Origin of the sequence: Gilliamella sp. B3172 (assembly GCF_026536465.1) — a bacterium.
Classification (GTDB): Bacteria; Pseudomonadota; Gammaproteobacteria; order Enterobacterales; family Orbaceae; genus Gilliamella.
On the sequence record NZ_JAFNOA010000004.1, the window covers coordinates 121,899 to 143,532 of the forward strand.

Here is a 21,634-nt window from a genome sequence, read left to right on the forward strand (position 1 = left end):
ACGGTTAAGTATAAAACTATAATCTTTGTTAAAGAAAGATAAGGATGCAATCTCATACCAAAAACCAACAAAGATCAATCCCATTAAACAGCTTAATTAAAAGATAAGGCTTAAATTGGCTTTTTATAAAGCCAGAAATTCTTGTCAAAAAGTTTCAGAAAATGTATACGGTTAAGTATAAAACTATAATCTTTGTTAAAGAAAGATAAGGATGCAATCTCATACCAAAAACCAACAAAGATCAATCCCGTTAAACGGCTTAATTAAAACAGACAAGACTTAAATTAGCTTTTTATAAAGCCAGAAAATTCTTGTCAAGAAGTTTCAGTAAATGCATACGTTTAAGTATAAAACTATAATCTTTAATTTTTATAAAGCGATAAGGACGAAATCTCATAACGAAAACCGATAAAGAAAAATCCCGTTAAACGGCTTAATTAAAACAGATAAGATTTAAATTGGCTTTTTATAAAGCCAGAAAATCTTGTCAAGAAGTTTCAGAAAATGTATACGTTTCAGTATAAAAACGGATAATCTTTCGTTTTTTAAAATGATAGTCAGTTTATGCCATAACGGCTTATCTGGTTAATCAAGCTATTTTTTAAATTAAAGATTCTGACTTAAATTTCCAGTATAATCGCTGTAATTTTTTCGATGATGGATATGATACTTATGCCTAATGCCACTAAACCACTTAATATCATTTTTGCCGGAACACCGGAATTTGCCGCCACCCATTTAAAGGCGCTGATTGAGGCTAACTACAATGTGATAGCGGTTTTTACTCAACCTGATCGCCCGGCTGGTCGAGGAAATAAATTAACGGCAAGCCCGGTAAAACAATTAGCGATTGAACATAATCTTGCTGTTTATCAACCGGCAACACTGAAAACCGAAGAAAATCAGAAATTAATACAACAGCTTAATGCAGATATTATGATTGTTGTGGCTTATGGACTTATTTTGCCACAAGCGGTGCTTAATATGCCAAAATTAGGTTGCTTAAATGTACATGGATCTTTGTTACCAAGGTGGCGTGGCGCGGCACCTATCCAACGAGCTTGTTGGGCAGGCGATACCCAAACAGGTATTACCATTATGCAAATGGATGCCGGGCTTGATACGGGTGATATGTTGTATAAATTGGCATGCCCGATTGAAGCAACCGATACCAGCGCTTCATTATATGATAAGTTGGCAAAATTAGGTCCGCAAGGGTTGCTTGAAACCTTGACATTAATCCGTGAAGGGAAAATTCAACCCGAAAAACAAGATGAATCACAAGCCACTTATGCGCAAAAGTTATCAAAACAAGAAGCTAAACTGGATTGGAATTTATCAGCTCAACAGCTCGAACGCTGCATACGAGCGTTTAATCCATGGCCGGTCAGTTATTTTGAAGTTAACGGCGAGACGGTTAAAGTATGGCAAGCTCTAGTGATTGCCACTTCACACAACAAACCAGCTGGCACTATTTTACAAGCGGATAAAACAGGCATATGCGTCGCCACCAGTGACGGCGCATTAAATATGACACTGTTACAGCCAGCCGGTAAAAAACCAATGGCTGCTCAAGATCTGCTAAACTCTCGCAAAGCGTGGTTTACTGTTGGCGAAAAGCTCAACTAAACGTCACTTATCAATATGGCAATTACAGGATGATATATCCTGTAATTGTTATCGTTTTTTCGCTAATAATGTTGCAAATCGCAATTTAATACGGTTTCCATCAATATCGGTTTTATGCAATTGCCCGACATCTTCGTTATACTTCAATATTTCCCAATCTTGATAATATTGCCGTAATTGGTCTTCTTTAAAGGTAAAAGAAAATCCTACAGGGCAAGGATAATCAGCCGTAGACATAGCGCTAACAATTAAATTATAGCCGCCCGATTTGGTGATTTTTTGCATATTTTCAATAATCGCCGGAATGCTATCCGGTTGTAAAAACATCATAACAACCGTTGAAACGATAAAATCATATTCACCTTGTAAATTGGCTTGATTGATATCATAAACCATTGCTTTAATGTGTTTCAGGTCATCTTGACTGATAATCTGTTGTAAGTTATCAATGCTCAACTCTGATTTATCAACCGCTGTCACATCAAATCCAAGTAACTGCAAATAAAGTGAATTGCGACCGGCGCCACATCCTAAGTCTAAAGCCTTACCAGCCGGAATGATTTTTGTTGCAGCGATGACCTCAGAATGGGTTTTGGTCATTTGATATTTTTTTTGCGTGTAATCTTCGGGTAAACAGTAAAATGCCAATTGGCATTGTAAATCATCGGATACTTTCGCAATGCGGTGCCACTGCTGGGGTGAAATAAACGGTGGTTGCTGTTGAACACTAAAATAGTGGGTTGAGATAATCTCACCTTGTTCAGTTAGCATTTCAAATTCGATACTGCCTTTTATAATCTGTAATTTCGCCCACGTACCAACTTGAGTATTATGCTTTTGACGAAAAAGCTCGGGTAATGTATCGGCATTCCAGATAGGTAATGTTTTATAACAAATTAAATTATTCAAAGTGATACCGCCTATAGAAAATTAATAGTTGACTATTATAGTCGGATATTTATTAATTAAACAATAAATTGTTTGAATCAATAAATTAAAAACCCATTAACGAAAAATAAATTTATAGTAGCGAAGTTGGCTTTATCAACATATAATCGTTACTTATCCTAGACGATACAAGTGAAAACATTAGAGGAATAATTTATGGGATTTTTAACAGGTAAACGCATACTCGTTACCGGCGTTGCAAGTAATCGTTCTATTGCTTATGGTATTGCACAAGCTATGCATCGTGAAGGTGCAGAATTAGCCTTTACTTATCAAAGTGATAAATTAAAAAGCCGTGTAGAAGAGTTTGCTGCTGATTTTGGTTCAAAAATCGTTTTACCTTGTGATGTTGCGCATGATGAAAGCATTACAAATTTATTTACCGAACTGGCAAAAACTTGGGATAAGTTTGATGGTTTTGTGCATGCAATTGCTTTTGCGCCGGGCGATCAGTTAGACGGTGACTATGTTAATGCTGTAACACGTGAAGGATTTGCTATCGCTCACGATATCAGCTCTTATAGTTTTGTTGCAATGGCTAAAGCATGCCGTTCAATGTTGAATCCTGGTTCAGCGTTAGTTACTCTTTCATATCTTGGTGCTGAACGAGCGATTCCTAATTATAATGTAATGGGTCTTGCTAAAGCATCTTTAGAAGCAAATGTACGTTATATGGCAAACGCTATGGGTCCAGAAGGAGTTCGTGTCAATGCTATCTCTGCCGGCCCAATTCGTACCCTTGCTGCATCAGGTATTAAAGATTTCAAAAAAATGCTATCTCATTGTGAATCAGTTACGCCAATTCGTCGAACTGTTACAATTGAAGATGTTGGTAATTCAGCGGCATTTTTATGTTCAAACTTAGCATCCGGCATTACAGGTGAAGTTGTGCATGTTGACGGTGGATTTAGCATCGCCGCAATGAACGAGTTAGAACTTAAATAATAGGCATTATTAAAAAAATAAAAAAAGGCATCAATAATTATCTTGATGCCTTTTTTTGTTGGTCTATTTTCTGATTTTTATTCAGAATAATAGTTGTTATCATCAAACAAAATTTAATCAAAAAACTAATTGAGTGGTTACACGCTATCATCTGGTTACTTAGGTAAATTCATAACTTATCATTTATCAGCCTAAATATTTTAATTAATCGGTTTTATATAAAAAAATTATGAATACTTATCCTTTATTTTCCGTTAAAATCTATAGCTGTTTGCTCAATACAAGTTTGTTGGAGAAAAAATGAAAATAGCAAAAAATACAGTAGTCAGTTTAGCTTACCAAGTTCGCACTAAAGACGGTGTTTTAGTCGATGAAGCAACCGCTGTTGCCCCACTAGAATATCTTCATGGCGTAGGCAATTTATTACCGGATTTTGAAAAAGCGTTAGAAGGACATCAAGTGGGTGATAAATTCGATGTTGAGCTTATCAACGCTTACGGTGATTTTAATGATGCATTGGTGCAAAATGTTCCCCGTGATGTCTTTGTCGGTGTTGATGAGCTTGAAGTTGGCATGCGCTTTTTTGCCGATACCGATCATGGCTCTATTCCGGTTGAAATTACTGCAATTGATGGCGATACCGTTACCATTGACGGTAATCACATGTTAGCCGGTCAAGATTTAAAATTTAATGTGGAAGTGTTAGCCATTCGTGAAGCAACAGAAGAAGAGATCGCCCATGGTCACATTCATGGTGCTCACGGTCACGAACATGATCATCATGGTGGTTGTGGTTGTGGCGGTCACGATCATGATGATGAAGAGAGTGACGGCTGTGACGGTCACGGCGGGTGTGGTTGTCACTAATTTATCTTAATGAAAGTTTATTTTAAAGCGCCTGTTGGCGCTTTTTCTATTTTCAAGAAACGACTCAGAAGAACAATTCAGCAGAACGACTCAGAAAAACGATTCAGAAGAATGATTCAGAAGAATGATTCAGAAGAATGATTCAGAAGAACGATTCAGAAGAATGATTCAGAAGAATGATTCAAAAGAATGATTCAAAAGAATGATTCAGAAGAACGATTCAGAAATTGACTCAGAAAAATAATTCAGAAAAACGGCTGTTAAGAGAAAAATTGTTAATCTTTTTGTGAAATAAATCGCATCCTTTTCATTCAATCTTTATTTAGCTAATTTTTTTAATAATAATTTAATTTTTCCATTGGAATAATTAGCTATGTCAGTGCCCGTTCCAACATTAATGCCTCGTGAAAAGCTATTAAAATACGGTGTTGAAATATTAAGTGATGCAGAACTACTTGCAATATTTTTACGTACCGGCACCCGTAAATTACCAGTTTTAGAGTTATCACAAAAACTGTTAAATGAATTTGGCTCGTTCTATAACCTCATGAATGCAAGCCACAAAGACTTTTGCCACAAACATGGGGTAGGTACCGCAACCTATACACAGTTACAAGCAGTTGTTGAACTATCTCATCGCTATCTTAAAGTGAAAATGACAAACGAAAATCCGCTGACTTCGCCAACATTAACGCATCACTATTTAGCAAGTCGTCTCGCAAATAAAGATCGAGAAGTTTTTATGGTGATATTTTTAGATAATCAAAATCACGTTATCACCTCAGAGGAGATGTTTACCGGTACCTATAATTGTGTTGAAGTGCATCCTCGTGAAGTGGCTAGACGAGCATTACAACACAACGCGGCGGCAATCATTTTAGCGCATAATCATCCGGCTGGTATAGCCACGCCAAGTCAAGCTGATCTTATTGTCACAAAAAAGGTAGGGCAAGCTTGTGAGTTAATTGATATTCGGGTAATCGATCATATTGTCATTGGGAAAGGTGAATACGTTTCTTTTGCACAACGAGGATGGATTTAATCGCCTTTTTTACTTACAATGTCATCAGATATTTCCCACTTATTGATGAAAAATTTTATGAATCAACAATTAGAATTGCTCGAAACGAAAGTTGCCTTTCAAGAGATCACCATTGAAGAACTTAATCAAATGGTTACCCATCTTCAAGCTGATATAAGTAAGTTAAAAGAGCAATTAACGTTATTATCACAAAAACTACAAGCCGCACAGACATCAAATATTGCCAGTCTGTCAGAAGAGACTAAACCACCCCATTACTAAATGACCTTCATATCAACCAATAGGCTTTCTGACTCAATAGCATTTATCTCATCGTGAAATGAGTTCAATTTAAGGTTTAGATGTATCTGAGCGCTGTTCTACATCGTATAAGCTTGAACGACGGGTGCGGATAAAGACATATCCACGATAAATTAGCAATGAAATGAGAATAAGCAAGCAACCTATCCACTTAGTCCAAGACATTGGCTCATCATAAATGATAATCCCTGCAATGGTGGTAAAATAGGTTCTAAAATCATAATAATTGCGGCATTACCCACCGGTACATATTTTTGCCCTAAAAGCTGTAACGCCCAACGTAGAATAGTGGCAACAAATATACTACCGATGATCCAGCCAACAGTTATATAACTGACGGTAGTCGGCCAAGTTTCAAACAAGATAGAAAGTATCAGACAGCAAAAACCGGTACAAAATAGTTGAATGGTAATGAGTGGCAAAATAGCAATTTTTTGTACAAAACGGCTGTTAAAAATAAAAAATATTGCTTGAGCAAAGGCCGAGGTAAAAAACCACAGTTGATTGATATTCGTCTGCCACCCATTGGATAGACTCAGAAAAGCTAGCCCAATCACAGCAACAGGTAACGAAATCCAAAAGATAGATAAAGGTTTTTCTTTAAAGAACAACCAACCGACAATAGGCGCCATTAATACTGACAAGCTCATAATAAAAGAGCCTTCACCAAGTTGTCCGCCAAGGCTTATTGCTAAAATCCAAAATATAGTATTAGTCGCTTGTAAAACGCCGGCAAATACTGCTTTGGGAATATTGGTAAACGCAATACCTTGATGCGTGTAGAAACATACGGGGATTAAAAGAATGGAAGCGGATAAAAAGCGGATAGCCATAAATGCCAGTGGTGGCATTGCTAATATAGCTTGTTTAGAGCATACCCAACCAAATGCCGCTAACATGGTTACCAGAACTAAAATCCATTCACCATTGCGTTTGAGATCTATCATACAAATATCATGTTTATCATGCAGAGTTGTAATGTTAAATCGATTATTTGGTTGAGTAAATATTTTTGGGTAAAGTTATGTGAATTATAAGTAATTTAGTTAAGAACAAAATTAATTATATTAAAAGGATAAGTATTAATAGCTTCAATTACCATTGTGGATATAACATCCGATAAAAAACCGGCAATTAAGCCGGTTTTATTGCACAACAGTTAAATATCTTATTCAGCTGTAGCTTCTGCTTCAACAGCAGGGCGATCAACTAATTCGATATAAGCCATTGGGGCATTATCTCCGTCACGGAAACCACATTTTAAAATACGTACATAACCACCTGGGCGGGTAGCAAAACGTGGGCCTAAATCTGAAAATAATTTTTTCACTGTATCTTTATCACGGATACGAGCGAAAGCCAAACGGCGATTAGCTACGCTATCGCTTTTGGCTAGCGTAATTAACGGTTCAACAACACGACGCAACTCTTTTGCTTTAGGCAATGTAGTTTTGATGATTTCATGTTCAACAAGTGAACTTGTCATGTTACGAAACATTGCTTGACGATGGCTGCTATTTCGGTTCAGTTGACGACCACTTTTACGATGGCGCATAACTTTATCCTTCTTATATAAATTTTATCTTAGTCTTCAACAATACTTGCTGGTGGCCAGTTCTCAAGACGCATGCCTAAAGATAAACCACGAGATGCGAGCACATCCTTAATTTCAGTAAGTGATTTCTTACCAAGATTAGGGGTTTTAAGTAACTCAACTTCAGTACGTTGTACTAAATCACCAATATAATGAACTGCTTCTGCTTTTAAGCAATTAGCAGACCGAACAGTTAATTCCAAGTCATCTACTGGTCGTAGAAGGATTGGATCAAATTCCGGTTTATCTTCTTTCACTTCAGGTTGACGTACATCGCGTAAATCAACGAAAGCTTCAAGTTGTTCAGCCAAAATAGTTGATGCGCGACGAATAGATTCTTCTGGGTCGATAGTACCATTGGTTTCCATATCGATAACCAGTTTATCTAAATCGGTACGTTGTTCCACACGAGCGGCATCAACAGAATACGCAATGCGCTCGACAGGACTATAACATGCATCGACTAATAAACGACCGATTGGTCGCTCTTCATCTTCTGACTTAACGCGAGCAGAAGCAGGGACATAACCACGTCCTCGTTGCACACGAATACGCATACTAATTGAAGCATTTGCATCAGTTAGATGACAAATTACTAAATCAGGATTAACAATTTCAACATCACCGTCATGAGTGATATCCGATGCAGTTACTGCACCAATACCTGATTTATTTAAGGTTAGCATTACATCATCTTTATTATGTACACGCACTGCTAATTTTTTCAAATTAAGCAGAATATCAAGTACATCTTCTTGAACGCCTTCTTTAGTACTGTACTCATGCAGAACACCGTCAATTTCAACTTCGGTCACTGCATATCCAGGCATTGATGATAATAAAATGCGGCGTAGTGCATTACCTAAAGTATGGCCAAAACCACGTTCAAGCGGCTCTAAAGTCACTTTGGCGTGAGTTTGACTGTATTGAACAACATCAACTAGGTGAGGTTTTAAAAACTCTGTTACAGAACCCTGCATTATGTCCTCTCTTAAGTGCTAAACTTTACTTAGAGTAAAGTTCGACGATCAAATGTTCGTTGATGTCAGCAGATAAATCTGAACGTTCTGGTAAGCGTTTGAATACGCCTTCCATTTTGCTAGCATCAACTTCTAACCATGTTGGTTTTTCACGTTGTTCAGCTAACTCTAAAGCGGCTTTAATACGTGCTTGTTTTTTAGATTTTTCACGAACACTAATCACATCTTCAGGTGAAACTTGATAAGATGCGATGTTAACAACGTGACCATTAACAAGAACAGCTTTATGACTAACTAATTGACGAGCTTCAGCACGAGTTGCACCGAATCCCATACGATAAACAACGTTATCTAAGCGACGCTCTAAAAGCGCAAGTAGGTTTTCACCAGTATTGCCTTTAATGCGTGCTGCATTTTTATAGTAATTACGGAATTGACGTTCTAAAATTCCATAAATACGTCTAACTTTTTGTTTTTCACGTAACTGAACACCATAATCTGATAAACGCGGTTTACGCGCACCATGTTGTCCAGGAGCTTGTTCTAACTTACATTTACTGTCAACCGCTCGGACGCCAGACTTAAGGAATAAATCTGTACCTTCACGACGACTTAATTTGAGCTTTGGTCCCAAATATCTTGCCATTTTTTTTCTCCAATAATCCTAAACATTCGATGTTTAATAAAAATTAAACACGACGTTTCTTTGGTGGACGACAACCGTTATGAGGAATCGGAGTAACATCAGTAATGTTAGTGATGCGATAACCCGCAGCATTTAATGCACGAATTGTTGACTCACGACCAGGACCAGGTCCTTTTACCATAACTTCCAGATTCTTAATTCCGTAGTCTTTTACGGCTTCTGCACAACGCTCTGCGGCTACTTGAGCTGCGAACGGAGTTGACTTACGAGAGCCACGGAAACCAGAACCACCAGCGGTTGCCCAACCCAACGCATTACCTTGACGATCGGTAATAGTTACGATTGTATTGTTAAATGATGCATGAATATGAGCTATACCATCAGAAACTTGCTTTTTAACACGTTTACGTGTACGAACAGGTGTCTTTGCCATTTATTATCACCTCAATTATTTCTTGATTGGCTTACGCGGTCCCTTACGGGTACGAGCGTTAGTCTTAGTGCGTTGACCACGGACTGGAAGTCCACGACGATGACGCATGCCACGATAACAACCAAGGTCTAATAAACGCTTGATACTCATAGTTACTTCACGACGTAAATCACCTTCTACAGTGAATTTAGCGACTTCTTCACGTAACTTTTCAATCTGATCTTCAGATAGTTCTCTGATCTTAACATGTTCAGGAATACCCGCTTGAGCACAAATTGTCTTAGCGCGAGTATTACCGATACCATAAATTGCTTGTAACGCAATTACTGTATGTTGTTGATCAGGAATGTTAATGCCTGCTATACGGGCCACTATGCACTCCTTTATTGTTAATGTTCAGCAAACCCACCATACTGAAAAGCCCGTTTTCAGGATACTCAAACAGCGGGTTTACAAATAAATTTAGGCTGGCTATTCTAGCCAGCTTTACTATACTTTGGCAAGTAAAATATGCAAAAGTTCAACTTTACAGCTAAATAAATTAACCTTGACGTTGTTTATGTTTACCTTCAACGCAAATAACACGAACAATGCCATTACGTTTGATGATTTTACAATTTCTGCATAATTTCTTGACTGAAGCACGAACTTTCATGTTTTTCTCCGTAACTTCTGGCTAACTTATCGGCCGTAGCCTTTAAGATTCGCTTTCTTTAACACTGACTCATAACGATTTGGCATCATTAAAGTCTGTACTTGTGCCATAAAATCCATGATTACAACAACCACAATTAATAAAGATGTTCCACCGAATTGGACAGGAACTTTCATCGCACTTGTCATAAACATTGGTACCAAACATACAAAAGTAATGTAGATAGCGCCAATTAGCGTTAAACGTGTCATTACTTTGTCAATATACTTAGATGTTTGTTCACCCGGACGGATACCTGGAATGAATGCACCTGATTTTTTTAATTGATCTGCTGTCTCTCTCGGATTGAAAACCAATGCCGTATAGAAGAAACAGAAGAAGATAATCGCTACCGCAAAAAAGATAATGTATAACGGTTGATCATGGGAAAAATATTGTCCAATAAGAACAAAAATATATCGCCATCCTTCACCATTTCCTTGGAACCAAGAAGCCATCATAGATGGTAACATTACAATTGTTGAAGCAAATATTGCAGGAATAACCCCTGCCATATTAATTTTTAATGGTAAATGTGTACTTTGTGCGGCATACACACGGCGACCTTGTTGACGTTGCGCATAGTTAACAACGATACGTCGTTGACCACGTTCGACAAAGACAACAAAATAAGTCACACCAACCACTAACGCTGCGACCACTAATAATAAAATCGGATGCAATGAACCAGAACGAGCTTGTTCAATTGTTTCATATATTGCATGAGGAAGACCTGCCACAATACCAGCAAAGATAATGATAGAGATACCATTACCTACACCTCGTTCTGTGATCTGCTCACCTAACCACATAAGAAACATAGTGCCAGTAACTAAGCTAACCGATGCAATAAAATAGAAAGAAAATCCTGGGTTGATCACCACGTGACCATAACCTGGAATATTCGGTAAACCAGTCGCAATACCAACTGCCTGTACAATCGCTAAAGCTAATGTGCCATAACGTGTATACTGACTAATTTTTTTACGACCTGATTCACCTTCTTTCTTCAATTCTGCTAGTTTAGGGCTAATTGCTGTTAATAACTGCACAATAATTGATGCAGAAATATAAGGCATTATCCCTAAAGCAAAGATTGAAGCACGGCTTAAAGCACCACCAGAGAACATATTGAACATACCCACAATACCATTAGTTGATGCTTGTGTCAGTAAGTCCGATAACGCTTTAGTATCAATACCAGGAACGGGAATGTAAGAACCAAGACGAAAAACAATAAGCGCTAAAAGCACAAATATTAAACGTCTTTTAAGCTCACCACTACCACCTCGTGTACTTTGAAAATCTAATCCTGGTTGCTTTGCCATCTTTCTAATTATTCCTCAATTTTTCCGCCAGCAGCTTCAATTGCAGCTTTAGCACCTTTAGTTACTCGAATTCCACGAACTGTTACTGGTTTAGTTACTTCACCAGATAACATGATTTTAGCGTATTCGATTTGTGAATTGATCACATTTGCAACTTTTAAGCTATTTAGGTCAACAATATCACCTTCGACTTTCATTAAATCTGAAAGACGAACTTGAGCTGTAACTAGAGCTTTACGTGAGGTAAAACCAAATTTTGGTAAACGACGATATAAAGGCATTTGACCACCTTCAAAGCCACGACGAACGCCGCCACCTGAACGAGATTTTTGACCTTTAACACCACGAGTACCAGTTTTACCTAGTCCAGAACCGATTCCTCGACCTAGACGTTTCGGTGCATGCTTTGAACCTTCAGCAGGAGATAAAGTATTTAAACGCATTACTATTACTCCTCAACTTTAACCATGTAATAAACTTGGTTTACCATACCGCGAATAGCAGGAGTGTCCTCACGCTCAACAGTATGACCAATACGACGTAATCCTAGACCTACTAACGTTGCTTTATGCTTCGGAAGGCGACCAATTGAACTACGAGTTTGTGTAATTTTAATTGTTTTTGCCATGGCTAATTACCCCAAAATTTCTTCGACGGTTTTACCACGCTTAGCAGCAACCATTTCAGGTGATTTCATATTTTCTAAGCCATCGATTGTTGCACGAACCACATTAATTGGGTTAGTAGAACCATATGCTTTAGCTAGAACGTTACGAACTCCGGCAACTTCTAATACTGCACGCATCGCACCACCAGCGATAATACCGGTACCTTCTGATGCTGGTTGCATATAAACACGAGAACCTGTGTGAGCACCTTTAACCGGATGCTGTAAAGTATCGTTATTTAAAGCAACATTGATCATATTGCGACGTGCTTTTTCCATTGCTTTTTGAATTGCTGCTGGCACTTCACGTGCTTTACCATATCCAAAACCTACGCGACCGTTACCGTCACCAACAACAGTTAGTGCAGAAAAACTAAAAATACGACCACCTTTTACGGTTTTAGAAACTCGGTTAACTGCGATTAATTTTTCCTGCAGTTCACCAGCTTGTTTTTCGATGTTTGACATCTTTAACTCCTACCTTAGAACTGTAGGCCAGCTTCGCGAGCAGCATCTGCTAGCGCCTGAACTCGACCATGATATTGGAAACCCGAACGATCAAAAGAAACTTCTTTGATATCTTTCGCTAATGCACGCTCTGCGATTGCTTTACCAACTGCTGCTGCTGCATCTTTGTTTCCAGTGTATTTTAAACTTTCACTGATAGCTTTTTCTAATGTAGAAGCGGCTGCCAGTACTTCTGATCCGTTTGGTGCGATAATCTGCGCATAAATATGACGCGGAGTACGGTGAACTACTAAGCGAGTTGCAAGTAGTTCATGCATCTTACGACGCGCTTTAGTTGCACGACGGATACGAGCTGATTTCTTATCCATAGTGTTACCTTACTTTTTCTTAGCTTCTTTAGTACGCACAACTTCATCTGCGTAACGAACACCTTTACCTTTATAAGGTTCAGGACGACGATAAGCACGGATATCTGCTGCTACTTGTCCGATTAACTGTTTATCAGCACTTTTTAGTACGATTTCAGTTTGAGAAGGACACTCAGCTGTTACACCTGCAGGTAATTGATGTTCAATTGGATGTGAATATCCAAGAGATAAACCAATTGCATTACCTTTAACTTGTGCACGATAACCGACACCAACTAGCTGAAGTTTTTTTGTAAAACCTTCAGTAACACCAACTACCATTGCATTAATCAATGCGCGAGCTGTACCTGCTTGAGCCCAAGCATCAGCAAAACCTTCACGAGGTGCAAATTTAATTTGACCTTCTTCTTGATTAATTACAACAGCTTTATTAATTGTACGAGATAACTCGCCATTTTTACCTTTAATCGTAATTACCTGACCATTGAGTTTTACCTCTACGCCAGCAGGAACAACGACAGGTGCTTTTGCAACACGAGACATTTTTTTCTCCCTTACGCTACGTAGCAGATAATTTCACCACCAAGACCAGCTTGGCGTGCTGCACGATCAGTCATAACACCTTTAGAAGTAGAAATAACTGCGATACCTAGTCCAGCCATTACTTTTGGCAATTCGTCTTTACGTTTATAAATACGTAAACCTGGACGGCTAACACGTTTAATACTTTCTACTACAGCTTTACCTTGGAAATATTTTAAAGTGATTTCCAATTCTGGCTTAGTGTCACCAACAACTTTAAAGTCCCCAATATAACCTTCTTCTTTTAGCACATTGGCAATTGCCACTTTTAGCTTAGAGGAAGGCATGGTGACTGCAACTTTATTCGCAGCTTGACCGTTACGAATACGGGTCAACATATCTGCTATAGGATCTTGCATGCTCATCTATAACACTCCCCTGATTACCAACTTGCCTTTTTAAGACCTGGAATCTCACCACGCATGGCTGATTCACGGACCTTAATACGGCTTAAACCAAACTTACGAAGGACGCCATGAGGACGACCTGTTTGACGACAACGACGACGTTGACGTGATGGACTAGAATCACGAGGAAGCGTTTGCAATTTAAGCACTGCATTCCAACGATCTTCATCTGATGCATTAAGATCAGAGATAATCGCTTTTAATTCTTGACGCTTTGCAAAATATCTTTCTGCTAGCTTTACGCGTTTCTTATCGCGTTCAATCATTGATTGTTTAGCCATTATGCCCTACCTTACTTACGAAATGGGAAGTTAAAGGCAGATAATAAAGCTCGGCCTTCTTCATCAGATTGTGCAGTAGTGGTGATAGTAATATCTAAACCACGAACACGATCAACTTTATCATAATCGATTTCAGGGAAAACGATTTGTTCACGAACACCCATGCTATAGTTACCACGACCATCGAAAGATTTTGCGCTTAAACCACGAAAATCTCGAGTACGAGGAAGAGCAATATAAACTAGACGTTCAAAAAATTCCCACATACGTTCGCCACGTAAAGTGACTTTACAACCAATAGGATACCCTTGACGGATTTTAAAACCAGCAACTGATTTGCGTGCTTTTGTGACAAGTGGTTTTTGACCACTGATTGCTGCTAAATCTGCAACCGCATTATCTAATAATTTCTTATCAGTAATTGCTTCACCCACACCCATATTCAAGGTGATCTTTTCGATCCGAGGGACTTGCATGACAGATTTGTAGCCAAACTGTTCTTGCAGTTTATTTACTACCTGTGCTTTGTAGTAATCATGCAGTTTCGCCATCGTACACTCCAAATTACTTAATTGATTAATTCATTAGTAGACTTATAAAAACGGACTTTTTTACCGTCTTCAATACGAAAGCCTACGCGATCCGCTTTGCCTGTAGCCGGGTTAAAAATTGCGACGTTAGAAACATTAATTGCTGCTTCTTTCTCAACAATTCCACCTTCTTGATTTAATGCAGGTACAGGTTTTTGGTGTTTTTTCACCAAATTGATACCTTCAACAATCACTTTACCAGTAGACAAAACACTTCTTACTTTACCGCGTTTACCTTTATCTTTACCGGTTAACACGATAACTTCATCTTCTCGACGGATTTTCGCTGCCATTACCCGCTCCTTACAGTACTTCTGGTGCTAATGAAATGATCTTCATAAACTTCTCAGAACGAAGTTCACGAGTGACCGGTCCAAAAATACGCGTACCAATCGGTTGCTCACTGTTATTGTTTAAAATAACACAAGCATTGCGATCGAAACGAATGACAGATCCATCAGGACGACGAACACCTTTTCTAGTGCGCACGACAACAGCTTTAAGTACATCACCTTTTTTCACTTTACCACGTGGAATTGCTTCTTTAATGGTAACTTTGATGATATCACCTACCGCTGCATAACGACGGTGCGATCCACCGAGAACCTTGATACACATTACGCTACGTGCGCCAGAGTTATCGGCAACATCTAGCCTAGTCTGTTCTTGGATCATTTTAATGCTCCGTATAAATAAATTATTGTCTAATCTACCTTCATCCACCTCAACTACCATGGATAAGAATAGACAACCAAAAACCCACATATGTGAGGGCGCATAGTATAACACCACTCAAATAAAATGGATAGCATAAAATAAACGGCTGTTGGGCCGTTTATTATATTATGTACAGTTTTTAATCAATAAAGATTATTTAACTGCTTTTTCAACGATTCGAACAAGAGTCCAAGATTTGGTTTTTGATAATGGACGACACTCTTTAATTTCAACAGTATCACCAATACCACACTCGTTGTTTTCATCATGTACATGCAATTTAGTCGTACGTTTAATGAACTTACCATATAACGGATGCTTCACTTTACGTTCAATAGCTACAGTAATAGATTTATCCATTTTGTCGCTAATAACACGACCTTGCTGAGTACGAATTTTTACTTCAGTAGTCATATTACGCACCCGCCTTCTCAGTTAATAATGTTTTAACACGTGCAATATTACGACGCACTTGTTTTAACATATGAGTCTGTGTTAACTGACCCCCAGCTAATTGCATACGTAAGTTAAATTGCTCACGTAATAAATTAAGAAGTTCAGTATTTAACTCTTCAACGCTTTTTTCGCGTAGCTCTTTTGCTTTCATTTACATCACCGTCTTAATCACAAAGGTGGTTTTAATTGGCAGTTTTGCAGCTGCCAACGCAAATGCTTCACGAGCAACTTCTTCCGGTACTCCGTCCATTTCATAAAGGACTTTACCTGGTTGAATCTGTGCAACCCAGTATTCAACGTTACCCTTACCTTTACCCATACGCACTTCAAGTGGTTTTTCAGTAATTGGTTTATCAGGGAAAACTCGAATCCAGATTTTACCTTGACGCTTAACTGCACGAGTCATTGCACGACGTGCTGCTTCGATCTGGCGCGCAGTCAAACGACCACGACCCACAGCCTTAAGACCGAATGTACCGAAACTAACGTCAGTACTTACAGCAAGACCACGATTGCGGCCCTTGTGCACTTTACGGAATTTTGTACGCTTTGGTTGTAACATCAGCGACGCTCCTTATTGTTTTCGGCCTTTGCGCTGCTTTTTCGGTTGAGCAGCAGGTTGTTTTTCTGCTTGTTCAACGGCAGCCATACCACCAAGGATCTCACCTTTGAAGATCCACACTTTAACACCAATAATACCATAGGTAGTTAATGCTTCAGATGTACCATAGTCGATATCAGCACGTAGAGTATGTAGAGGTACACGACCTTCACGATACCATTCACTACGAGCGATTTCAGCGCCGCCTAAACGACCACTTACTTCAACTTTGATACCTTTAGCACCCGCTTTCATTGCGTTTTGTACCGCACGTTTCATAGCACGACGGAACATAACACGGCGTTCTAACTGAGAGGTAATACTGTCAGCAACTAATTTTGCATCAAGTTCAGGTTTACGAACTTCAGCAATATTAATTTGTACTGCAACATCACGTTTCTCTCTTTTGTCTTTGTATTTATTGACAATAGAAGCTACGGCATTACGTAATTTTTCAACGTCCTCGCCTTTTTTACCAATCACAATACCCGGACGAGCAGTATGGATAGTAATACGAACGTTAGTTTCTGCTGAACGGTCGATTACAATTTTAGAGATTGACGCTTGTGCTAATTCTTTGTTTAAGAATTCTCGCACTCTAAAATCACTTTCTAAATTATCAGCGAATGTCTTTGTACCCGAATACCATGTAGATGTCCAAGGCTTGACAATGCCTAATCGGATACCATTTGGATTTACTTTTTGACCCATTGCTATTCTCCAGCCTAGCGATCTGAGACGATCACGGTGATGTGACTCGTACGCTTCAAAATACGATCTGCACGACCTTTTGCACGAGGCATAATACGCTTCATGGTTGGGCCTTCGTCTACGAAAATTTTCGCAACTTTCAGATCATCAATATCAGCACCATCGTTATGCTCTGCATTAGCAATAGCAGACTCTAATACTTTTTTAACAAGTACAGCCGCTTTTTTATTGGTGTACGTTAAAATATCTAGTGCCTGAGACACTTTCTTACCGCGAACAAGATCTGCAACTAAGCGAACTTTTTGTGCAGAAGAACGAGCGTGGCGGTACTTTGCAATTGTTTCCATCTCTTTCTCCTACTTATTTCTTCTTAGCTTTCTTATCAGCCGCGTGGCCGCGATAAGTACGAGTCGGCGCGAATTCACCCAATTTATGACCAACCATTTCGTCGGAAACATAAACTGGAACGTGCTGACGACCATTATGGACAGCGATGGTCAAACCGATCATGTTAGGAAAGATCGTTGAACGACGGGACCAAGTACGAATTGGTTTCTTGTCCCCGCTTTCCACCGCTTTCTCTACCTTCTTCAGCAAGTGTAGGTCAATAAAAGGACCCTTCTTGAGAGAACGTGGCATAGCTAATCCTCTATATTAATTATTTCTTATTGCGACGGCGAACAATATACTTATCAGTACGTTTGTTGCTACGCGTTTTCAATCCTTTGGCTTTTTGACCCCATGGAGACACAGGATGTTTACCAAAGTTACGACCTTCACCACCACCATGTGGATGGTCTACCGGGTTCATTGCTGTACCACGAACAGTAGGACGAACACCACGCCAACGCGTTGCACCCGCTTTACCTAATACGCGAAGCATATGTTCTGAGTTACCAACTTCACCAATAGTGGCGCGGCAATCAGATAATACTTTACGCATTTCACCTGAACGTAGACGTAATGTTACATATGCACCATCACGCGCAACGATTTGAACATAACTACCAGCAGAGCGAGCAAGTTGTCCGCCTTTGCCTGGTTTCATTTCAATATTATGCACGGTAGAACCGACTGGGATGTTGCGCATTGGTAAACAGTTACCTGTTTTAATCGCTGCATCAACGCCAGATTGGATCTGATCACCTGCTTTTAAGCCTTTAGGCGCTAAAATATAACGACGTTCACCGTCTTTATATAAAACCAATGCAATATTTGCACTACGGTTTGGATCATATTCCAAACGTTCAACAACTGCTGGAATACCATCTTTATTACGCTTAAAGTCTACAATACGATAATGTTGTTTATGACCACCACCGATATGACGGGTAGTGATACGACCATTATTATTGCGACCACCAGTTTTGCTTTTTGAATCAAGCAACGGTGCATAAGGTTTACCTTTATGCAACTCTGGGTTAACCACTTTAACAACGTGGCGACGACCCGGAGATGTAGGTTTACACTTAACAACTGCCATTGTTCTTACTCCTCCGAATTACTCAGCGACGCCAGCAAGGTCTAAATTCTGACCTTCTGCTAAAGTAACGTAAGCTTTTTTCCAGTCGCTACGGCGACCAATTTGTTGACCACGACGTTTTACTTTGCCTTTAACAACAAGTGTATTTACGTCATCTACTTTAACTTCAAATAGTTGTTCAACTGCGGCTTTAATCTCTCTCTTAGTAGCATCTTTAGCAACTTTCAATACTAATGTATTTGTTTTTTCCATTGAAATAGATGCTTTTTCAGAAACATGTGGTGCTCGCAGGACTTTCAGCAGACGCTCTTCACGAATCATGCTAACATCTCCTCTACTTGTTTAACGGCATCAACAGTGATAACCACTTTGTCAAATGCAATCAAACTAACTGGATCAATACCTGCCACATCACGCACATCAACTTTATGTAAGTTACGTGCTGCTAAGAAAAGATTTTCATCAACTTCAGAACAGATAATAAGAACATCATTTAAGTTCATATCATTTAATTTCTGAGTTAATAATTTAGTCTTAGGTGCTTCAACAGTAAAGTTTTCAACTACAACTAAACGCTCTTGACGCACTAATTCAGAGAAAATACTCTTTAATGCACCACGATACATTTTACGGTTAACTTTTTGGCTATGATCTTGTGGTTTTGCTGCAAATGTTACACCACCACTACGCCAAATTGGGCTCTTAATAGAACCTGAACGAGCACGACCTGTGCCTTTTTGACGCCATGGTTTTTTGCCTGAACCAGCGATTTCTGCACGAGTTTTTTGTGCGCGTGAGCCTTGACGAGCAGCAGATGCATAAGCAACAACTACTTGATGAACTAACGCTTCATTAAACTCACGTCCGAAGGTAGTTTCGGAAACAGAAAGCGCTTGCGCGTCTTTTACTACTAATTCCATCTCTATCTCCTCGACGTTAAGCCTTGATTGCCGGTTTAACAATTACGTCACTATTGATTGCGCCAGGAACAGCACCTTTAATTAATAAAAGGTTACGCTCTGCATCAACACGTACAATATCTAAGTTTTGAACGGTTACACGTTCATTACCTAGGTGACCTGCCATTTTACGACCTTTGAACACTTTACCCGGAGTTTGGTTTTGACCAATAGAGCCATGACCACGGTGTGCCAAAGAGTTACCATGTGTTGCATCTTGAGTACGGAAATTCCAACGTTTAGTTACGCCAGCAAAACCTTTACCTTTAGATGTACCAGTAACATCAACTTTTTTAACGTCTGTGAAAATATCAACGTTAATACTTTGACCTACAGTAAATTCGCCTTCTTCAAAACGGAATTCCCATAGACCACGACCAGCTTCAACGCCAGCCTTAGCGAAATGACCTGCTTCAGGTTTGTTTACACGGCTTGCTTTTTTGCTGCCAGTAGTAACCTGAATGGCTTGATAACCGTCATTCTCAAGTGTTTTAACTTGTGTAATGCGGTTGCTTTGAACTTCAACTACGGTGACAGGAATAGAAACACCCTCTTCGGTGAAGATTCGTGTCATTCCTACTTTACGACCGATTAAACCAATCATTGTTTCGACCTCTCAATCATTCAGCCTAGGATTAACCTAAACTGATCTGCACATCAACACCGGCAGCAAGATCTAGGCGCATTAAAGCATCAACTGTTTTTTCAGTTGGCTCAACGATATCAACTAGACGTTTGTGAGTACGAATCTCATATTGATCACGCGCATCTTTATTTACGTGCGGAGAAATCAATACTGTGAAACGCTCTTTGCGTGTCGGTAATGGAATAGGACCACGAACTTGCGCACCTGTGCGCTTCGCAGTTTCTACAATTTCAGCAGTTGATTGATCAATCAAACGATGATCAAACGCTTTTAACCGGATACGGATTCTTTGGTTCGACATGAGACCAGAGCTCCACTATTTAAAAGTTATAACAAAAGACTACTCCTCTTGCCCTGTTTCGATTGACAGGAGAGTGTAATCCGTTCTTTTTCGTAATTCCCAAATCGGGAATATTGTTGATATAATTCAATATTTTTATATACGATTATATCGTCATACGCATTTGTTTATCGAAAATGCAACAAACAAAGTGCGTCAATTATACGTAAATAATCAACTAATGCAAGGAGTAATTCATCAAAACTTATCGATAATTAGATATCTTTAGCAAATAAACTGGGTTGTCAAAAACTAAACACCGGCAATTTTCTAAGGCGACACTTGCGATAGCGCATCGGACGAAGATTTACGAGATGAGGTTAGCAAGATGAGATTAGATAGTTCGATAGTTAATGAGAGCGTCAATAGAATAGTTACTCGCTAAATTTTGCTCTTTTAGTGATTTATCAATCTGCTTATTTTGACTTCATACCCGTAAAGTAGGTTATCTTTTTTGGATAATACCTGATATTCAATGTCAGCCATTAACGCTAAAATAAAAGTAAGGCAAGATAGAAAATACCAGAATCACATTATCGACACAAAAACGATTGAATACACTTAATAAAGATAGCCGATATAGCGTGATAAAAGTCGCCACTATGGCGACGAATTAATGATCTTCTTTGGCGTGATTAAGACTATATCTTGGAATTTCTACTTCTAAATCTTCATCAGCAACTCGTGCCTGACAACTCAGACGGCTATGTGGCTCAACGCCCCACGCTTTATCAAGCATATCATCTTCTTGTTCATCACTCTCTTGCAGTGAATCAAATCCTTTACGGACAATACAGTGACAAGTCGAGCAAGCACACGACATTTCACAAGCATGCTCAATTTCAATATCATTGCGTAAAGCAACTTCTAATATAGATTCGCCTTCCTCTGCTTCGACGGTTTTTCCCTCCGGGCAAAGATCGGCATTAGGTAAAAAAGTAATTTTTGGCAT

At 39.0% G+C, this 21,634-nt stretch carries 36 protein-coding genes; 5 read left to right on the forward strand and 31 right to left on the reverse strand.

Annotation, left to right across the window (positions count from 1 at the left end; all coding sequences use genetic code 11):
• Positions 1 to 672 precede the first annotated feature (672 nt).
• Positions 673 to 1,629 carry a methionyl-tRNA formyltransferase gene (fmt, locus tag J3U37_RS06600; protein WP_267373921.1) on the forward strand — a complete coding sequence of 319 codons (957 nt, stop codon included), beginning with the start codon at positions 673 to 675 and terminating at the stop codon, positions 1,627 to 1,629.
• Positions 1,630 to 1,677: 48 nt separating this feature from the next.
• On the opposite strand, the gene tehB is transcribed toward fmt, so the two are convergent.
• Entirely contained in the window at positions 1,678 to 2,538 is an 861-nt protein-coding gene (gene tehB / locus J3U37_RS06605; protein ID WP_267373923.1) for an SAM-dependent methyltransferase TehB, read from the reverse strand.
• A gap of 195 nt (positions 2,539 to 2,733) precedes the next feature.
• Between tehB and fabI the strand changes: the two genes are divergently transcribed.
• The 4 genes from fabI to J3U37_RS06625 all read left to right on the forward strand — a co-directional run bounded on the left by fabI (position 2,734) and on the right by J3U37_RS06625 (position 5,692).
• A complete protein-coding gene (gene fabI, locus J3U37_RS06610; protein WP_220218647.1) occupies positions 2,734 to 3,522 on the forward strand; it encodes an enoyl-ACP reductase FabI in 789 nt (262 codons plus the stop codon).
• Between the two features lie 300 nt (positions 3,523 to 3,822).
• Positions 3,823 to 4,389, forward strand: a complete 567-nt coding sequence (gene slyD, locus J3U37_RS06615) for a peptidylprolyl isomerase (RefSeq protein ID WP_267373926.1) — start codon at positions 3,823 to 3,825, stop codon at positions 4,387 to 4,389.
• 373 nt (positions 4,390 to 4,762) lie between these two features.
• The gene (gene radC, locus J3U37_RS06620; RefSeq protein ID WP_220218645.1) at positions 4,763 to 5,431 is read left to right on the forward strand and encodes a RadC family protein; all 669 of its coding nucleotides are present in this window, start codon (positions 4,763 to 4,765) and stop codon (positions 5,429 to 5,431) included.
• Between the two features lie 57 nt (positions 5,432 to 5,488).
• Positions 5,489 to 5,692 (forward strand): SlyX family protein, encoded by a 204-nt coding sequence (locus tag J3U37_RS06625; RefSeq protein WP_220218644.1) that lies wholly within the window; start codon positions 5,489 to 5,491, stop codon positions 5,690 to 5,692.
• 182 nt (positions 5,693 to 5,874) lie between these two features.
• Here J3U37_RS06625 and J3U37_RS06630 read toward each other — a convergent pair whose 3' ends face one another.
• The 30 genes from J3U37_RS06630 to fdx all read right to left on the reverse strand — a co-directional run bounded on the left by J3U37_RS06630 (position 5,875) and on the right by fdx (position 21,634).
• Entirely contained in the window at positions 5,875 to 6,678 is an 804-nt protein-coding gene (locus tag J3U37_RS06630; RefSeq protein WP_267373929.1) for a DMT family transporter, read from the reverse strand.
• A 221-nt stretch (positions 6,679 to 6,899) separates the two neighbouring features.
• Entirely contained in the window at positions 6,900 to 7,286 is a 387-nt protein-coding gene (gene rplQ / locus J3U37_RS06635) for a 50S ribosomal protein L17 (protein WP_065558593.1), read from the reverse strand.
• A 29-nt stretch (positions 7,287 to 7,315) separates the two neighbouring features.
• Positions 7,316 to 8,305 carry a DNA-directed RNA polymerase subunit alpha gene (locus J3U37_RS06640; RefSeq protein ID WP_220218642.1) on the reverse strand — a complete coding sequence of 330 codons (990 nt, stop codon included), beginning with the start codon at positions 8,303 to 8,305 and terminating at the stop codon, positions 7,316 to 7,318.
• Between the two features lie 25 nt (positions 8,306 to 8,330).
• Complete coding sequence (rpsD, locus tag J3U37_RS06645) at positions 8,331 to 8,951, reverse strand: 30S ribosomal protein S4 (protein WP_065577881.1); 621 nt, start codon at positions 8,949 to 8,951, stop codon at positions 8,331 to 8,333.
• A 43-nt stretch (positions 8,952 to 8,994) separates the two neighbouring features.
• Positions 8,995 to 9,384, reverse strand: a complete 390-nt coding sequence (gene rpsK, locus J3U37_RS06650; RefSeq protein WP_025314405.1) for a 30S ribosomal protein S11 — start codon at positions 9,382 to 9,384, stop codon at positions 8,995 to 8,997.
• 15 nt (positions 9,385 to 9,399) lie between these two features.
• A complete protein-coding gene (gene rpsM / locus J3U37_RS06655; protein ID WP_220218641.1) occupies positions 9,400 to 9,756 on the reverse strand; it encodes a 30S ribosomal protein S13 in 357 nt (118 codons plus the stop codon).
• 169 nt (positions 9,757 to 9,925) lie between these two features.
• Entirely contained in the window at positions 9,926 to 10,039 is a 114-nt protein-coding gene (rpmJ, locus tag J3U37_RS06660) for a 50S ribosomal protein L36 (protein WP_025314403.1), read from the reverse strand.
• 26 nt (positions 10,040 to 10,065) lie between these two features.
• The gene (gene secY, locus J3U37_RS06665) at positions 10,066 to 11,406 is read right to left on the reverse strand and encodes a preprotein translocase subunit SecY (RefSeq protein WP_220218640.1); all 1,341 of its coding nucleotides are present in this window, start codon (positions 11,404 to 11,406) and stop codon (positions 10,066 to 10,068) included.
• 8 nt (positions 11,407 to 11,414) lie between these two features.
• Positions 11,415 to 11,849 carry a 50S ribosomal protein L15 gene (rplO, locus tag J3U37_RS06670; protein WP_160403070.1) on the reverse strand — a complete coding sequence of 145 codons (435 nt, stop codon included), beginning with the start codon at positions 11,847 to 11,849 and terminating at the stop codon, positions 11,415 to 11,417.
• Positions 11,850 to 11,854: 5 nt separating this feature from the next.
• Positions 11,855 to 12,034, reverse strand: coding sequence for a 50S ribosomal protein L30 (gene rpmD, locus J3U37_RS06675; RefSeq protein WP_025314400.1), 180 nt, complete (start codon positions 12,032 to 12,034; stop codon positions 11,855 to 11,857).
• 6 nt (positions 12,035 to 12,040) lie between these two features.
• Positions 12,041 to 12,541: a 30S ribosomal protein S5 gene (rpsE, locus tag J3U37_RS06680; RefSeq protein WP_025314399.1), complete on the reverse strand. Its 501-nt coding sequence runs from the start codon at positions 12,539 to 12,541 to the stop codon at positions 12,041 to 12,043.
• Positions 12,542 to 12,555: 14 nt separating this feature from the next.
• Complete coding sequence (gene rplR, locus J3U37_RS06685) at positions 12,556 to 12,909, reverse strand: 50S ribosomal protein L18 (RefSeq protein WP_025314398.1); 354 nt, start codon at positions 12,907 to 12,909, stop codon at positions 12,556 to 12,558.
• Between the two features lie 9 nt (positions 12,910 to 12,918).
• Positions 12,919 to 13,452: a 50S ribosomal protein L6 gene (gene rplF, locus J3U37_RS06690; protein WP_220218639.1), complete on the reverse strand. Its 534-nt coding sequence runs from the start codon at positions 13,450 to 13,452 to the stop codon at positions 12,919 to 12,921.
• Between the two features lie 11 nt (positions 13,453 to 13,463).
• Positions 13,464 to 13,856, reverse strand: coding sequence for a 30S ribosomal protein S8 (gene rpsH / locus J3U37_RS06695; protein ID WP_267329604.1), 393 nt, complete (start codon positions 13,854 to 13,856; stop codon positions 13,464 to 13,466).
• A gap of 17 nt (positions 13,857 to 13,873) precedes the next feature.
• A complete protein-coding gene (gene rpsN / locus J3U37_RS06700; protein ID WP_065634459.1) occupies positions 13,874 to 14,179 on the reverse strand; it encodes a 30S ribosomal protein S14 in 306 nt (101 codons plus the stop codon).
• Between the two features lie 11 nt (positions 14,180 to 14,190).
• A complete protein-coding gene (gene rplE, locus J3U37_RS06705) occupies positions 14,191 to 14,730 on the reverse strand; it encodes a 50S ribosomal protein L5 (RefSeq protein ID WP_025314394.1) in 540 nt (179 codons plus the stop codon).
• A gap of 17 nt (positions 14,731 to 14,747) precedes the next feature.
• The gene (gene rplX, locus J3U37_RS06710; RefSeq protein WP_220218637.1) at positions 14,748 to 15,062 is read right to left on the reverse strand and encodes a 50S ribosomal protein L24; all 315 of its coding nucleotides are present in this window, start codon (positions 15,060 to 15,062) and stop codon (positions 14,748 to 14,750) included.
• A 10-nt stretch (positions 15,063 to 15,072) separates the two neighbouring features.
• Entirely contained in the window at positions 15,073 to 15,444 is a 372-nt protein-coding gene (rplN, locus tag J3U37_RS06715) for a 50S ribosomal protein L14 (RefSeq protein WP_025314392.1), read from the reverse strand.
• 195 nt (positions 15,445 to 15,639) lie between these two features.
• On the reverse strand, positions 15,640 to 15,900 hold the full coding sequence (gene rpsQ, locus J3U37_RS06720) for a 30S ribosomal protein S17 (RefSeq protein WP_220218636.1): 261 nt from the start codon (positions 15,898 to 15,900) through the stop codon (positions 15,640 to 15,642).
• Between the two features lies 1 nt (position 15,901).
• Entirely contained in the window at positions 15,902 to 16,093 is a 192-nt protein-coding gene (rpmC, locus tag J3U37_RS06725; RefSeq protein ID WP_034902373.1) for a 50S ribosomal protein L29, read from the reverse strand.
• On the reverse strand, positions 16,094 to 16,504 hold the full coding sequence (rplP, locus tag J3U37_RS06730; RefSeq protein ID WP_025314389.1) for a 50S ribosomal protein L16: 411 nt from the start codon (positions 16,502 to 16,504) through the stop codon (positions 16,094 to 16,096).
• Positions 16,505 to 16,516: 12 nt separating this feature from the next.
• Positions 16,517 to 17,254, reverse strand: a complete 738-nt coding sequence (rpsC, locus tag J3U37_RS06735) for a 30S ribosomal protein S3 (RefSeq protein WP_065562942.1) — start codon at positions 17,252 to 17,254, stop codon at positions 16,517 to 16,519.
• 14 nt (positions 17,255 to 17,268) lie between these two features.
• Positions 17,269 to 17,601, reverse strand: a complete 333-nt coding sequence (gene rplV / locus J3U37_RS06740; protein ID WP_034884235.1) for a 50S ribosomal protein L22 — start codon at positions 17,599 to 17,601, stop codon at positions 17,269 to 17,271.
• A gap of 13 nt (positions 17,602 to 17,614) precedes the next feature.
• Positions 17,615 to 17,893: a 30S ribosomal protein S19 gene (gene rpsS / locus J3U37_RS06745; RefSeq protein ID WP_024496505.1), complete on the reverse strand. Its 279-nt coding sequence runs from the start codon at positions 17,891 to 17,893 to the stop codon at positions 17,615 to 17,617.
• A 19-nt stretch (positions 17,894 to 17,912) separates the two neighbouring features.
• The gene (gene rplB / locus J3U37_RS06750; RefSeq protein ID WP_065561019.1) at positions 17,913 to 18,737 is read right to left on the reverse strand and encodes a 50S ribosomal protein L2; all 825 of its coding nucleotides are present in this window, start codon (positions 18,735 to 18,737) and stop codon (positions 17,913 to 17,915) included.
• 18 nt (positions 18,738 to 18,755) lie between these two features.
• Positions 18,756 to 19,058 carry a 50S ribosomal protein L23 gene (gene rplW / locus J3U37_RS06755; RefSeq protein WP_034885052.1) on the reverse strand — a complete coding sequence of 101 codons (303 nt, stop codon included), beginning with the start codon at positions 19,056 to 19,058 and terminating at the stop codon, positions 18,756 to 18,758.
• Positions 19,055 to 19,657 carry a 50S ribosomal protein L4 gene (gene rplD / locus J3U37_RS06760; RefSeq protein WP_220218635.1) on the reverse strand — a complete coding sequence of 201 codons (603 nt, stop codon included), beginning with the start codon at positions 19,655 to 19,657 and terminating at the stop codon, positions 19,055 to 19,057. Before rplD ends, rplW begins: the two co-directional genes overlap by 4 nt.
• 16 nt (positions 19,658 to 19,673) lie before the next feature.
• Positions 19,674 to 20,300, reverse strand: coding sequence for a 50S ribosomal protein L3 (rplC, locus tag J3U37_RS06765; RefSeq protein WP_065567159.1), 627 nt, complete (start codon positions 20,298 to 20,300; stop codon positions 19,674 to 19,676).
• A gap of 31 nt (positions 20,301 to 20,331) precedes the next feature.
• Complete coding sequence (gene rpsJ / locus J3U37_RS06770) at positions 20,332 to 20,643, reverse strand: 30S ribosomal protein S10 (RefSeq protein WP_006120582.1); 312 nt, start codon at positions 20,641 to 20,643, stop codon at positions 20,332 to 20,334.
• Positions 20,644 to 21,295: 652 nt separating this feature from the next.
• Positions 21,296 to 21,634 (reverse strand): ISC system 2Fe-2S type ferredoxin, encoded by a 339-nt coding sequence (fdx, locus tag J3U37_RS06775; RefSeq protein WP_220218634.1) that lies wholly within the window; start codon positions 21,632 to 21,634, stop codon positions 21,296 to 21,298.